The sequence below is a fragment of the Micromonospora sp. WMMD714 genome (assembly GCF_029581315.1).
In the GTDB taxonomy this organism is placed as follows: domain Bacteria; phylum Actinomycetota; class Actinomycetes; order Mycobacteriales; family Micromonosporaceae; genus Micromonospora; species Micromonospora rifamycinica.
The window spans coordinates 3568478-3581681 of sequence record NZ_CP120744.1 but is presented as its reverse complement, the minus strand read 5'-3'; the positions used below and the strand labels follow the sequence as shown (position 1 = coordinate 3581681).

Here is a 13204-nt window from a genome sequence, read left to right as displayed (position 1 = left end):
TGTCCTCACCGGTCGTCCCCGCCGCGCAGCCGGGCGACGGCGACCCGCTGCCGCAGGCCGGCGGCCATCACCGCGCTGCCCGCCAGCGCGGCCAGCAGCAGCCCGGCCACGGTCACCCCGATCGGGGTCCAGGCCAGGGCGAACACCGGCTCGGGCACCGGCCGCCCGGCGGCCGGGGTGAGCACCACCAGCGGCGCCATGGTGGCCCCGACGGCCGCGCCGAGCAGCAGGCCGACCCCGACGCCGATCCCGGCCAGGAAGGTCTGCTCGGCGAGCAGCGCCCGCGCCAGCAGCCCGGGTGACGCGCCGAGGGTGTGCAGCACCGCGAACTCGCCGACCCGGTGCCGGGCGGTGGCCCAGACGTCCACCACCAGGCCGACCAGGGCGAGCAGCACCGAGCCGAGGGCGGCGGCGAGCAGCCCTGTCCGGGCGCCCTGCCAGTACGGGTCGGCGGCGGCCACCACGGCGGCCTGCCGGCGGTCGAGCAGGGTCACCGCGGGCAGCGCCGCGGCGGCCCGGGTCGCCTCGGCCCGGCCGGCGGGGTCGACCCGCAGCCACCACTCGGGCACCGCCCGGACGGTGCCGGAGTCGCGGATCAGCCAGTCGGTCGCGGCGGGCAGGTCGAGCAGCACCCCGTCCCCGGCGGTGGCGGGCAGCGCGGTCACCTCGCCGACCAGCCGGACCGGCAGCGACACCCCGGACAGCGCCAGCACCACGGTCTCCCCGGGGCGCACGTTGAGCGCGGCCCGCACGGCCGGGGTCATCAGCGCCGGCACGGCGGTGTTCGGGCCGTCCGGCACCACCGCGAAGCGGGACGACGGCTGGAACGCGTACCGGCCGCCCGCGACGAGCCCGACCTGGTGGTCGGCGGTCAGCCCGGCACCGGTGACCGTGACGGTGCTCTGCTCGGCGGGCTCGGCGGCGGCCACCCGCCACCGGCCGGTCAGCGCGACGGGGGTCGACCGCGCGTCCGGGCCGACGGCGCGCAGGTCGCGTACCTGGAGCGTGTATCCGCTGCCGGCGGCGTCCCCGCCGTCGGCCTCGAAGCCGACCAGGCGCAGCCCGCCGCCGGCCGGCAGGTCGACGGTGAACGCGACGGCCCGCCCGTCGCTGCCGGCGCTGGCCGCCGGCAGCCGGTAGGCCAGCCCGTCGTCGCGGGTGAGCAGCACCGCCACCGCGATCCGGTGCGGGCGGACCGGCTGCGCGACGGGGGTGCGGACGGTACCGGCGAGGCGGCCGGCAGCGGCCGGCAGCGGCACCCCGGCGGCCGGTCCCCGGGCGGCGGCCAGCGGGGGGAACAGCTCCCGGGCGGGCCGGTCGGCGAGCCGGTCGCTGAACGTCACCACGTCGGCGGCGTGCGCGGTGTCCAGGCCCAGCACGGTGGCCTGCCGGTCGTCCCGGCCGACCCGGACGTCGTCCCGCCAGACCGGCAGCGCCCGGTCGACCCCGGGCAGCGCGGCGAGCGCGGCGGCCCGGTCGACGGGGGCGACCCCGGTGCGCTCGACCAGCCGCAGGTCCGCGCCGACGGTGTGGTCGGCCTGGTCCGTCTGGGACCGTTCCCCGGTGGCGACGAGGGACCAGGCCAGGGTGCTGCCGCCGACGGCGAGGGCGAGCAGCAGCACCGGTCCGGCGTGCGGACGCCGACCGGCCTGCCACATCCCGAAGATGGTCGCGGTCCACGGTCGCCGGTCGACGAACCGCTCGGCGAACCGGGTGGCCGGCGGGAGCAGCCGCAGCGCCAGCACGGCTCCGGCCAGCACCCCGAGCGTCGGGGCGGCCACCAGCAGCGGGTCGACGCCGAGGTCGTTGCCGGCACCGGCCAGCGGGGAGGAGTAACTCCGCAGCTGCACCCAGGCCAGCACGGCGAAGGCGACCAGGGCCAGGTCGAGGCCGGCCCGGCTGATCGTGCCGGTCCGGTCGGGCCGGGACCGGGCCGCCAGGTCGCCCACGTAGCTGTCCGCGCCCCGCAGGGTGGGCGCGATCATGGCGACCAGGCAGCCGACGGCGGTGGCCAGGGCCACCGCCCAGACCCCGCCACTGCCGGCGCCGGCCAGGTCGACCGGACCGTCGGCGGCGAGCCGGTGCAGCGCCCCACCGGCGAGCAGCGGCCCGAGCAGGGCGGCCGGGACGACCACCAGGGTCGCCTCCCGGGCGGCCAGGCCGGCGAGTTGGCGGCGGGCCGCGCCTCTCGCCCGCAGCAGGGCGGTCTGGGCGCGGCGGTCCTCGTGCAGCAGGGCGGCGATCAGCACCAGCGCGTATCCGCCGAGGACCACGATCAGCAGCAGCGGGGTGGCCAGTGCCGAGCGGCCGGCCAGGTCGGCCCGGCCGATCCGGTCGATCAGCCGGTCCAGCGCGGTCGCCGCCTGCGCGGAGGAGCCCAGCCCGGCCGCCTCGGGGACCTCGGTCGCGGCGGTGGTGATCGCCCGGCGCAGCGCGGGCAGCCGGTCCGCCCCGACGGCGGCCAGGTCGGGGGCGACCACCCAGGCGGCGGAGACCGAGCCGGGGAAGGTGGCCGCGAAGTCGGCCGGGTCGAGCACGAACGGCCCGTGCGCGGCGTCGGCCTCCGCGGTGGTGCCGAGCCCGGGGGCGAGCCGCCAGTACGGGTCGGCCGGGTCGCGGGGCCGCCAGGTGCCGGAGATCAGCACCTCGGTACGCCGGTCGGCGCTGCGGTCGCGCATCGGCACCCGGTCGCCGGCCTTCAGGCCCAGCGCACCGGCGACCTTCTCCGGCAGGGTGGCCTGGAGCGGGCCGGCCCCGGGGGTCGGCCAGCCGCCGTCGACGAGGTCGGCGTGCCGGGGCAGGTCGTCCAGGGTGGCCAGGGTGGCGAAGACCGGGTCGGTTCCGGTGCGGACGACCGGGCCGAGGTCGCCGGTGAGTTCCCGGCCGGTGCCGTAGCGAGCGGCGACCACCCGGATCGGAGTGCCCGCGAGGGCGGTGCGGAACCCGTCCCGGACGGCCCGGTCCCGGTCGGCGTACTCGGCCGTGTCGCGCCCGCCGGAGCCGCTGACCAGCAGGCTGCGTTCCTCGACGGGGGCGGCGGTGACCAGCGCCCGCTGGCCGGCATCGACGGCCCGCCGGTTGTAGTCGGCCAGCCCGGTGACCAGGGCGACCGCGACCAGCGCGGCGGCCACCGCCGCGAGCAGCAGGCCGCGGGCCTCGCGGGCCCGCCTCCACACCAGCTTCATCGTGTCGCCTCCCCGTGATCGGCCCCGGGTCGAGCCGACGGAGAGCAAGAGCGCCGACCCGACGGGAAAGGTTGGCACCCGTTACGTGATCGTTACTCTGACGCCCCCTGGTTGGCCGGCCGGTGGTGATCTGGTGGGATCGGCGGCATGGAAACCGCGCTCGTCCTGTCGACCGTCGCCCTCGTGTTGGCCCTGCTGGCGCAGCTCCCCCGCCGGGACGACCGCGGCGGCGTGTCGTTCCGGCTGACGGAGATCGAGCGGCGGCAGCGGCTGATCATGGATCATCTCGGCATCGTGGACCGGGGGCCGGCGCTGCCCGGGGTGCGGGAACACCTGGCCCGGGGCGACAAGATCAAGGCGATCAAGGCGTACCGGGAGGCGACCGGCACGGATCTGCGTACCGCCAAGGAGGCGGTCGAGGCCATCGCCGCCGACCGCTGACCGGGCCATCTCGAGGCCGATCCACCTCGAGGACACCTCGCGACATCGTCCCGTTCCGACTCGAGACGTGCGATTATCGCACCATGGCCGGGGAGCAGCAGGACTGGCGTCGCATCGGTGAGCAGGTACGGCTGGCCCGCCTGTCGATGGGCGTGTCACAGCAGGAGCTCGCCGACGGGGTGGGCCTCGACCGGACCATGCTCGCCAAGATCGAGGCCGGCACCCGACGCCTGGACGGCGTCGAGCTGGCCCGCCTGGCCCGCATGCTCAAGGTGTCCATGGAATACCTGATCGAGCCCCGACCCGCGGTGCTGTCGCACCGCACCGCCCTGTTGACCGAGGAGACCGACACCGCGGCCGCCCGGTCGTCCGAACGGCTGGAGATCGCTCTGGTGCAGTGGCTGCACGACGTGCAGCAACTTGTCGACCTGGGCGTGCTGCGCAGCGGACCACCACTGCGGTACCCCGGCACGGTGGCGTCCGAAGCCGACGGGCGAGCCGCCGCCCGGTGGCTACGACAGGAAACCGGCCTGGGGACCGCACCGATCGACAGCATCGTGAACCTCTGCGAGCGGTCCGGGCAGTGGGTGCTCGTCACCGACCTGCCGGGTGACGGCGCGTCGCTCGTCGAGGGGGACCTGGCCGTCGCGGTGGTCAGCACCCAGGGGGAGCCGGGCCGCCGTCGCGCCACCGCCGCCCACGAACTCGGCCACCTGATCATCGGCGACGAGTACTCGACCGACCTGGGGGTCAGCACCTCCCGCGCGGCCCGGGAGGCGGTGATCGACGCCTTCGCCGCCGAACTCCTCCTGCCTGTCGACGCCCTGGCCGGTGCCCGCACCGACGACGGCCCGCCGACCCGGGACCAACTGATCAAGTACGCCGCCGACTACCGCACCTCGTGGCTGTTGGCGTTGCGCCAGGCCGAGCAGGCTGAGGTGATCGACGGTACGACCCGTCGCGCCTGGAGCCACCTCCGACCCACCCGGGCGGAGTTCCTGGAGGCCCTGGGCTGGACCCCCCAACCCGATCTCGCCGCGGTGCGGGTGTCGCCGAGTTACGCGCACGCGGTCTTCGCCGCGTGGCGGACCAACCGGATCACCAGGGCCAGGGCGATCGAGCTGATGTACGGCGAACTCACCGACGAAGACCTCCCCGCGCAGGAGGACGGGGAGCTCGCCCCGTGAACCTGCCGGTGCAGCGGGAACCGATCCTCGTGCTCGACACCATGGTCCTGGCCCACTTCACCCTCGCCGACCGGCTCGACGTCCTCCAGGATCTGCTGATCGGCGCGGATTGCTGGACGACGCAGGTCGTCCTGGAGGAGCTCCGAGCCGGAGCCTCCGAGCAGCCCGAATTGTTGGTCGCCTGCGAGGCGGACTGGCTGAAGCGTGCCCATCTGGACTCACTCGACGAGATCCGGTCGTTCACCGTGTGGGCGGGACGTCTCGGGGCCGGGGAGCGCGATCTCGGTGAAGCATCCGTCCTCGCCGCCGCCGAGCTACGCCACGGCGTCGCCGTCACGGACGACCGGCAGGCGACCAGGGTCGCCCGCACCTACGGGGCAGAGGTGCACGGCACGATCTGGCTCCTCGCCGCAGCCTGCCAGACGGGCAAGCAGACCGAGACCGGGGCCGGCAATCTCATCGACGCCCTGCGGGCGACGCACGCCCGGCTGCCCTGCTCCGGCGCGGAGTTCTCCGCCTACGCCCGCCGGCACCGCCTGCTGTAGCCCGGCCGCTCAGTCGTTCGCCAGCTCGGGCCGGTGCTCGCGGATCCACGCCTCGACGTCGGCCTTCCGCCAGACCTTGCCCATGGCCAGCACCGCCACGGGTTCCGGGAAGTTCCGCTGGTTGGCGATCACCGAGGCGCGCTGCCGGGAGACGTTCCCGAGCATCGTCCTGATCTCCGACACCCCGACGAGGTCCACGGGTTGACGATGACAGCATGAACCTACCTCGACTCCGACAACTACGCAGACTGTTGACACAGGCAATAGACGAGGCGACGATGGTGGGGTGACCCACACGACGAACGTTTCGACTGTTCATGACCGGAAGCCACGGCCCGGGGCGACGCACCAGCCGATGCGCCCGCTGTGGCGGTGCCGCACCTGCGCCGCACCCTGGCCGTGCCAACCCGCCCGACTACTGCTGACCAGGGAGTACCGACGGGACCGGGTGGCGCTCTCGATCTACATGGCAAGCCAGTTGTGCGAGGCCACCGCCGATGTCGTACGACTCAACCCGCACCCGACCCCGGCCCCGGCCGAACTGTTCGACCGCTTCCTGGCCTGGACGGCCCGACCATTTGCCCGTACCGGCGACGCCCCCGCGCGGGGCGACGGACTCCGGCCCGAGCCCGACCCGGGAGGCGAACCCGGACGCGAACCGTTGCCCGGCGACCGCGACGGGGCCGAGGCGGAGCTGCCCGGCGACCGTCCCGCCCCGGCGGCCCGATCCGGGGCGCAGACCCGCACCGGGCGGTGGCCCGCGCCGGAGCCGAACGGGGATCGCCCGGACCCCCGGGCGCCGGAGATCATCTGACGAGCAGGGTCAGCAGTCCGGTGAGCGCGACGAGCACCGCCGCCACCCCGGTGAGCACGGCCGGCAGGATCTTGAGGTATTCCAGGATCACCGAATGCTGGCCCCGGGTTCCGCCGATCCGCTGCGTTTTCCTCGTCGTGGCCGCCATGGTGAAACCCCTGTCCGGTACACGTGCCCGGTCGGATGCGTCAAGGCCGGTCGACCCCACCATTGACCGAGGGCATATGCCCTGGTCATACGAGTGCAGCCACCTTCCGCGCAGCCCACCTTTCATATTCGACCGTAGGCGCGACAACGGTACGAGCGCAATCATCAGTACCGGAAAGAGTGCGGAGGAAAGCAATTTTCACACGTGGGAGTGGCATCGTACGCACACGATTCGCACCCCCTGGCGGCACCTCGGGATAACGACGACCGCCGGCATTCCGGGCTCAGTCGGCGGGGTCGCCCGCCGGACGCTTCGCCCGGCTCGGCTGGACCCGTTTCGGCTCCCCGGGCATTTTCGGATGGTCCGGCGGATAGGGCAGGTCGCCCAGCCCGTCCGCGGCGTCCCGGTCCGCCCAGTCGAGCAGGGGCGTGATGTCGAACGACACGTCGTCGATGCCCGCGTGCGGGTCGCCCCGCTCGGCCAGCCGGGCCGGCACCGTACGCAGGTCGAAGTCGTCCGGGTCGACGTCGGGCAGCTCGTCCCAGCCGACCGGGGTGGAGACGGTGGCCCGGGCGTTGGCGCGCAGCGAGTACGCGCAGGCGATGGTGCGGTCCCGGGCCATCTGGTTGTAGTCGACGAAGACCCGCTGCCCGCGCTCCTCCTTCCACCAGGCGGTGGTGACCAGCTCGGGGCGACGCCGTTCCAGCTCCCGGGCCAGCGCGATGGTGGCCCGGCGGACCTCGGTGAACGTCCAGCGCGGGGCGATCCGCAGGTAGACGTGCAGCCCCCGGCCGCCGGAGGTCTTGGGCCAGCCGGTGGCGCCCAGCTCGGCGAGGATGCCGCGCAGCTCGGCGGCGGCGGTGGCCGCGTCGGCGAAGTCGGTGCCGGGCTGCGGATCGAGATCCACCCGCAGCTCGTCGGGGTGGTCGACGGCGGCGGCCCGCACCGGCCAGGGGTGGAACACCACGGTGCCCATCTGCGCGGCCCATGCGACGTGGGCGAGGTCGGTCGGGCGCAGCTCGTCGGCACCCCGCCCGCTGGGGAAGGTGATGCCGACCGTCCGCACCCACGGCGGCACCCCCCGGGTGGGCACCCGCTTGGAGTAGAAGGCCTCCCCCTCGATGCCGTCGGGGAAGCGTTGCAGGGTGGTCGGCCGGTCCCGCAGGGCGCGCATGATGCCGTCGTCGACCGCCAGGTAGTAGTGGAAGACGTCGGCCTTGGTGAAGCCACGCTCCGGGAAGATCACCCGATCCGGGCTGCTCAGCCGGACCGCCCGCCCGGCCACCTCGACCTCGGTCGCCGTCGCCTTCGCCATGGCGCGACCATATGCGATGCCCCCGACATCCGACGTACGGTTGACGGGTGAGTCTTGACGAGAACGAGCTGCCCCGCACCGAGGACGAGTGGCGGGTCCGGTTGACCCCGGAGGAGTTCCGGGTGCTCCGCGAGGCCGGCACCGAGCGCCCCTGGACGGGCGAGTACGTCGACACGAAGACCCCCGGCGTCTACCACTGCCGGGCCTGCGGGCTGGAGCTGTTCTCCAGCGACACCAAGTTCGACTCGCACTGCGGCTGGCCGAGCTTCGACGACGCCATCCCGGGCCGGGTCCGGGAGATCCAGGACCGCAGCCTCGGGATGGTCCGCACCGAGATCCGCTGCGCCCGCTGCGACAGCCACCTGGGGCACGTCTTCCACGGCGAGGGCTTCACCCCGAAGGACACCCGGCACTGCGTCAACTCGGTGTCGATCCGCCTGGAGCCGCAGCAGGGCTGAGCCGTCAGCAGTGCCGAACCGCAAGCAGGGCCGAACCGGCGCAGGGCTGAGCCGGGTACGGCCGGACCGTCAGCAGGGCCGAACCGGGTACGGCGGAGCCGGCTCGGCCCTGAACCGGGAGCGGCCGAGCCGGCCGGTGGCGTCAGAGCAGCAGCAGGCTGCCCTCGTCGTCCACCCGGTCGGCGGAGGAGTCGTCGAGCCAGACGCCCCCGGTGGCGAGATAGCGGAACCGGTGCTCGCCCGGGCCGAGCCGGACGGTCACCGTACGGGTGCCGTCCCGGCGGGCCACCAGTTCGTGCCGGCCCGGCTGCCAGTCGTTGAAGCAACCGACCACGCTGACCGGGCCGGGCGGGGTGTCCCGGGGCAGGCAGAAGGTGACCCGGGTCTGGGTGCCGAAGAGTTTGCTGCGCTTGATCACGTGATCCTCCCGGGGTCGGGGCGTCCTACCGGGTCCAACGCCCGACACGCCGGGGCGAAACGCCGTCCGAACCGATCAACCCGGGGCATTTCGCCCCGGACTGCCGCCGTCTGCCGCACGCTGGGGGGCAATGGTTCCAATTCGGGGGGTACGACAGGTGGCTACCTGTGAGGTCTGCGGCAACGACTACTGGATGGCGTTCGAGGTGCGTACGGTCAGCGGTGACGTGCACACCTTCGACTCCTTCGAGTGCGCGGCGCACAAGCTCGCGCCGATCTGCGAACACTGCGACGTGAAGATCATCGGGCACGGCGTGGAGGTCGGCGGCCGGTTCTTCTGCTGCGCGCACTGCGCCCGCGCGGTGGAGGCCCTGGGCGCCGAGATCCGCGACGCCGTCGGCGCCCGCCCGGCCTGACCTGACCCGACCGGGCGACCGACCCAGCCCGTCACGGCCCAGCCAGCCCGTCACGAGCCAGCCCCGTTGCGAGCCAGCCCCGTTGCGAGCCAGCCCCGTTGCGACCGCCCCAGCCCGTCACGGTCACGACCGAGCCAGCCCGTCACGACTGCCGGAGCGGGTCCGCCTACCATCGCGGGATGGCACCGCACCCCGTCGACGTCCAGGTCGCCCGGTTCGCCGACCTGGACCCGTACACCTTCCACGACCTGCTGCGGTTGCGCATCGACGTGTTCGTGGTGGAGCAGGACTGCCCGTACCCGGAGCTGGACGGTCGGGACGTCGAGCCGGACACCCGGCACGTCTGGCTCGCCCGCGACGGCGTCGTCCTGGCGTACCTGCGGATCCTGGCCGATCCGGGCGGCGTCGCGCGGATCGGTCGGGTGGTGGTCGCCCCGACGGCCCGGGGTGGCGGGCTCGCCGGCCGGTTGATGACCGAGGCGCTCCGGCTGGTCGGCGACCGGCCGTGCGTGCTGGCGGCGCAGGCCCACCTGGCCGGCTTCTACGCCGGGCACGGCTTCACGGTGACCGGGCCGGAGTACGTCGAGGACGGCATCCCGCACCTGCCGATGCGTCGGGAGAGCTGACCGACCCGCGACCAGGGGGACAGGACGGGACGGCACGGCGTCGGACCGGGCGGGAGCGCACGGGAGCACCGGGGGACGACCCGCCACCCTCACCCTGACATTGACGGATAACTCTTTCTTGTGCAAGCCTGCGTGAGTAGCCGTCGTGGGAGCCGCACAGCAGGCACGGGAGGGGCAACTCCTGGCCGTCCGGGCGTCGTTCGACCGACCCCTCACCTCGGAGGCTCCATGTCCACCGTCCTACGCAGACGACCCACCGCCATCGCGGGGTCGCTGCTCACCGTCGGCGCGATCATCGCGCTGCTGCTCACCACCGCCCTGGCCAACTCGGCGTCCGCGCACGGCGCGGTGGTGAACCCCGGGTTCCGCGCCTACAGCTGCTGGGAGCGCTGGGGTGCCGAGTTCCAGAACCCGAGAATGGCCACCGAGGACCCGATGTGCTGGCAGGCCTGGCAGGCCGACCCGCAGGCCATGTGGAACTGGAACGGCCTGTTCCGGGAGGGTGTCGCCGGCAACCACCAGGGCGCCATCCCGAACGGCCAGCTGTGCAGCGGCGGTCGCACCCAGAACGGCCGCTACAACGCCCTGGACACCCTCGGCGCCTGGAAGACCACGTCGGTGGCGAACAGCTTCCGGCTGAAGTTCTTCGACCAGGCCAGCCACGGGGCCGACTACATCCGGGTCTACGTGACCAAGCAGGGCTTCAACGCGCTGACCACGCCCCTGGGCTGGAGCAACCTGGAGCTGGCCGGGCAGATCGGCAACACGCCGGCCTCCCAGTGGGACAAGGACACCGGCGGCGTGTCGATCCAGATCCCGGTGAACGCGCCGGGTCGTACCGGGCGGCACATCGTCTACACCGTGTGGCAGGCCAGCCACCTGGACCAGTCGTACTACCTGTGCAGTGACGTGGACTTCGGTGGCGGCACCAACCCGACCACCCCGCCGCCCACCACCGCGCCGCCGACCACCCCGCCGCCCACCACGGCCCCGCCGACGACCCCGCCGCCCACCACGGCCCCGCCCACCACCGTCCCGCCGACCACGCCGCCGGCGACCGGTGGTTGCACCGCGACCTACCGGGTGACCTCCACCTGGAACGGCGGGTTCCAGGGTGAGGTGGACGTGACCGCCGGCAACTCGGCGATCAAGGGCTGGACGGTGAACTGGACGTACTCCGGGGGCCAGCAGATCAGCCAGGCGTGGAACGCCACGCTGACCAGCAGCGGGTCTGCGGTGACCGTCCGCAACGTCAACTACAACGGCGCGTTGGCCGCCGGCGGGAAGACCACCTTCGGCTTCCTCGCCTCGGGCACCAGCGGCACCAGCCCGACCCCGGTCTGCACCGCGACCGTCTGACCGGTCGGCCCAGCACAGCACACGCAACAACATGGAAATAGTGGCCTCCCGCGCGGCGGGAGGCCACTATTTCCATGATCGGGCACGATCATGACCGCCGGGGCACCGCGACCCGACCGACCGGGCGGGGCAAGGCGGGGCGGGGCAAGGGCAGGGCAAGGGCAGGTGTTAGACCAGGCAGTTGACGATGTCGGCGACCGAACGACGCCGGCCGGTGTAGAACGGGACCTCCTCGCGGACGTGCCGGCGCGCTCCGGAGGCGCGCAGGTCCCGCATCAGGTCGACGATCCGGTGCAGCTCGTCGGCCTCGAAGGCGAGCATCCACTCGTAGTCGCCCAGAGCGAACGAGGCCACCGTGTTGGCCCGCACGTCCGGGTAGCCGCGCGCCATCTTGCCGTGCTCGGCCAGCAGCTCCCGCCGCTCCGCGTCCGGCAGCAGGTACCACTCGTAGGAGCGGACGAAGGGGTAGACGCACAGGTAGGGGCGGGGGGCCTCGTCGGCGAGGAACGCCGGAATGTGGCTCTTGTTGAACTCCGCCGGCCGGTGCAGTGCCAACTGCGACCACACCGGGGTCAGCGCCCGGCCCAGGGTGGTGCGGCGCAACCGCAGGTAGGCGTCCTGGAGGGCGTCGCTGGACGACGAGTGCCACCAGATCATCACGTCCGCGTCGGCGCGCAGCCCGGCCACGTCGTACACGCCGCGGACCACCACGTCCTTGCCGGCCAGCTCCTCGAAGAGCGACTCCACCTCGCCGGTGACGTTCTCCCGCAGCGCCGGCAGCGCACCGGTGGCCCGGTACACCGACCACATGGTGTAGCGGACGGTGGCGTTCAGCTCCTTGAGCCGGGCCGCGTTGGTCTGCTCGGTGCTCTGCTCGGTCATGGACCCGATCCTCCCAGTGCTTCGATGATCTCCCCGGCCGCGCTCTCGCCGGAGCGGACGCAGACCGGGATGCCGACCCCGTCGAAACCCGCGCCGGCCAGCGCCAGCGTGGGGTGCGACGCGCGCAGCGCCGCCCGGACGGCGGCCACCCGGTCGGTGTGGCCGGGCGGGTACTGGGGCAGCGCGCCGCCCCAGCGCTGCACGTGACCGGCGACCGGCGCGGGCAGCGCCACCCCGAGCACCCGGGTCAGCTCCCGGTGCACGGTGGCGAGCAGGTCGTCGTCGGTGAGCTGGAGCGAGGTCTCCTCGCCGTACCGGCCGACGGAGGCGCGGACCAGGGCCAGCCCGTCCGGCGCGGCCAGGTGCCCCCACTTGGTGGTGAAGAAGGTGGACGCCTTGATCAGCAGCCCCTCGGTGGCCGGCACCAGGAAGCCGGAGAGCCGGGGCAGGGCCGGCTCGGGCAGCGCCAGGGTGACCAGCGCGACGCTGGCGTAGTCCAACCCGCCGACGGTCGCCGCCTGCGCCGCGGCGAACCCGGCGAGCAGCCGGGCGGCGGGCCGGGCCGGCACGGTGAGCAGCACCGCGTCCGCCTCGACCTGCTCGGGGTCGCGGGTCGGCCCGACGGTGAGCCGCCAGCCGTCGCCGGCGGGGGTCAGCTCGCGGACCGCCGCGTTGCGACGGATCGTCGCACCGCTGGCCGTGGCCGCCGCCTCCACCAGGGTGCCCAGCCCGCCGGCCAGGGTGCCGAAGACCGGTGCGCCGGGGGCGCGGGGCGCGGCGGCCTGCGCGGCCCGGACCGCGCCGACCAGGGTGTGTTCCACCCGGGCCGTCCGGGCCAGCGCCGGCATGGTCGTCACCAGGGACAGGTCGTCGGCCCGGCCGGCGTAGACGCCGCCGAGCATCGGGTCGACCAGCCGCTGCACCACCTGGTCGCCGAACCGGGCCCGAACCAGCGCGCCGACCGAGACGTCCTGGTCGGCGTCGAGCAGCGGCCGGCCGCCGTCGCGGTCGGCGTCCGCCGTGGGCTCGGCGACCGTCGCCACCGCCGCCAGATCCCCGGGTACGCCGACCAGCGTGCCGCCCGGCACCGGGCGCAGCTCCCCGTCGACCACCAGCGCGGCCTGCCCGACGGTGGGGTGGACGATCCGCCCGGCCAGGCCGAGCCGGCGGACCAGGGTCACCGCGGCGGACTCGCCGCCGGCCGGATCCCGCATCAGGAACGACTCCGCACCGAACTCCACCGGTCGACCGGCCAGCTCACCGGTGCGCAGCTTGCCACCGAGCGCGCCGGACTGCTCGTACACGGTGATCTCGGTGCCGGCGGGGGCGCGGTCGCGCAGCCGGACCGCGGCGGCCAGGCCGGTGATCCCGCCGCCGACCACCGCCACCCGCCATGGCCGTGCCCGCACCG

Annotated in this window: 15 protein-coding genes; 8 read left to right on the top strand and 7 right to left on the bottom strand. The window is 74.1% G+C overall.

The genetic code is table 11. The features are described 5' to 3' along the window. Positions 1 to 5 precede the first annotated feature (5 nt). Entirely contained in the window at positions 6 to 3185 is a 3180-nt protein-coding gene (locus tag O7625_RS15940) for an FtsX-like permease family protein (protein WP_282339559.1), read from the bottom strand. A gap of 147 nt (positions 3186 to 3332) precedes the next feature. On the opposite strand from O7625_RS15940, the gene O7625_RS15935 reads away from it, so the two are divergent. The 3 genes from O7625_RS15935 (at position 3333) to O7625_RS15925 (ending at position 5358) form a co-directional block, all read left to right on the top strand. Continuing rightward, positions 3333 to 3626 carry a hypothetical protein gene (locus O7625_RS15935; RefSeq protein ID WP_282339557.1) on the top strand — a complete coding sequence of 98 codons (294 nt, stop codon included), beginning with the start codon at positions 3333 to 3335 and terminating at the stop codon, positions 3624 to 3626. Positions 3627 to 3709: 83 nt separating this feature from the next. After that, positions 3710 to 4813 (top strand): XRE family transcriptional regulator, encoded by a 1104-nt coding sequence (locus O7625_RS15930; RefSeq protein ID WP_282339555.1) that lies wholly within the window; start codon positions 3710 to 3712, stop codon positions 4811 to 4813. Beyond that, positions 4810 to 5358, top strand: coding sequence for a hypothetical protein (locus O7625_RS15925; RefSeq protein WP_282339553.1), 549 nt, complete (start codon positions 4810 to 4812; stop codon positions 5356 to 5358). The genes O7625_RS15930 and O7625_RS15925 overlap by 4 nt, the downstream gene beginning before the upstream one ends. A gap of 9 nt (positions 5359 to 5367) precedes the next feature. On the opposite strand, the gene O7625_RS15920 is transcribed toward O7625_RS15925, so the two are convergent. Then, on the bottom strand, positions 5368 to 5556 hold the full coding sequence (locus O7625_RS15920; protein WP_282339551.1) for a hypothetical protein: 189 nt from the start codon (positions 5554 to 5556) through the stop codon (positions 5368 to 5370). 157 nt (positions 5557 to 5713) lie between these two features. Here O7625_RS15920 and O7625_RS15915 point away from each other — a divergent pair, with 157 nt between their 5' ends. After that, the gene (locus tag O7625_RS15915; RefSeq protein WP_282339549.1) at positions 5714 to 6172 is read left to right on the top strand and encodes a hypothetical protein; all 459 of its coding nucleotides are present in this window, start codon (positions 5714 to 5716) and stop codon (positions 6170 to 6172) included. On the opposite strand, the gene O7625_RS15910 is transcribed toward O7625_RS15915, so the two are convergent. Together O7625_RS15910 and ligD are read right to left on the bottom strand one after the other, a co-directional pair. Continuing rightward, complete coding sequence (locus O7625_RS15910) at positions 6165 to 6320, bottom strand: hypothetical protein (RefSeq protein ID WP_282339548.1); 156 nt, start codon at positions 6318 to 6320, stop codon at positions 6165 to 6167. The genes O7625_RS15915 and O7625_RS15910 overlap by 8 nt on opposite strands. A 283-nt stretch (positions 6321 to 6603) precedes the next feature. After that, positions 6604 to 7635, bottom strand: coding sequence for a non-homologous end-joining DNA ligase (ligD, locus tag O7625_RS15905; protein WP_282339547.1), 1032 nt, complete (start codon positions 7633 to 7635; stop codon positions 6604 to 6606). 47 nt (positions 7636 to 7682) lie between these two features. Here ligD and msrB point away from each other — a divergent pair, with 47 nt between their 5' ends. Next, positions 7683 to 8093: a peptide-methionine (R)-S-oxide reductase MsrB gene (gene msrB, locus O7625_RS15900; protein ID WP_282272296.1), complete on the top strand. Its 411-nt coding sequence runs from the start codon at positions 7683 to 7685 to the stop codon at positions 8091 to 8093. A 142-nt stretch (positions 8094 to 8235) separates the two neighbouring features. On the opposite strand, the gene O7625_RS15895 is transcribed toward msrB, so the two are convergent. Beyond that, positions 8236 to 8511 (bottom strand): isoamylase early set domain-containing protein, encoded by a 276-nt coding sequence (locus tag O7625_RS15895; protein WP_282339545.1) that lies wholly within the window; start codon positions 8509 to 8511, stop codon positions 8236 to 8238. Positions 8512 to 8668: 157 nt separating this feature from the next. On the opposite strand from O7625_RS15895, the gene O7625_RS15890 reads away from it, so the two are divergent. From O7625_RS15890 to O7625_RS15880, 3 genes are all read left to right on the top strand, one after another. Then, positions 8669 to 8926, top strand: a complete 258-nt coding sequence (locus O7625_RS15890; protein ID WP_067307431.1) for a Prokaryotic metallothionein — start codon at positions 8669 to 8671, stop codon at positions 8924 to 8926. A gap of 179 nt (positions 8927 to 9105) precedes the next feature. After that, a complete protein-coding gene (locus tag O7625_RS15885) occupies positions 9106 to 9552 on the top strand; it encodes a GNAT family N-acetyltransferase (RefSeq protein WP_067307428.1) in 447 nt (148 codons plus the stop codon). A 228-nt stretch (positions 9553 to 9780) separates the two neighbouring features. Further along, positions 9781 to 10911: a lytic polysaccharide monooxygenase gene (locus tag O7625_RS15880; protein WP_282339543.1), complete on the top strand. Its 1131-nt coding sequence runs from the start codon at positions 9781 to 9783 to the stop codon at positions 10909 to 10911. 168 nt (positions 10912 to 11079) lie between these two features. Here the strand turns inward: O7625_RS15880 and hemQ are convergent, their stop codons facing one another. Both hemQ and hemG read right to left on the bottom strand, forming a co-directional pair. Next, positions 11080 to 11793 carry a hydrogen peroxide-dependent heme synthase gene (gene hemQ / locus O7625_RS15875; protein WP_282339541.1) on the bottom strand — a complete coding sequence of 238 codons (714 nt, stop codon included), beginning with the start codon at positions 11791 to 11793 and terminating at the stop codon, positions 11080 to 11082. Continuing rightward, positions 11790 to 13202 (bottom strand): protoporphyrinogen oxidase, encoded by a 1413-nt coding sequence (hemG, locus tag O7625_RS15870; protein ID WP_282339539.1) that lies wholly within the window; start codon positions 13200 to 13202, stop codon positions 11790 to 11792. Before hemG ends, hemQ begins: the two co-directional genes overlap by 4 nt. Positions 13203 to 13204: the final 2 nt, after the last annotated feature.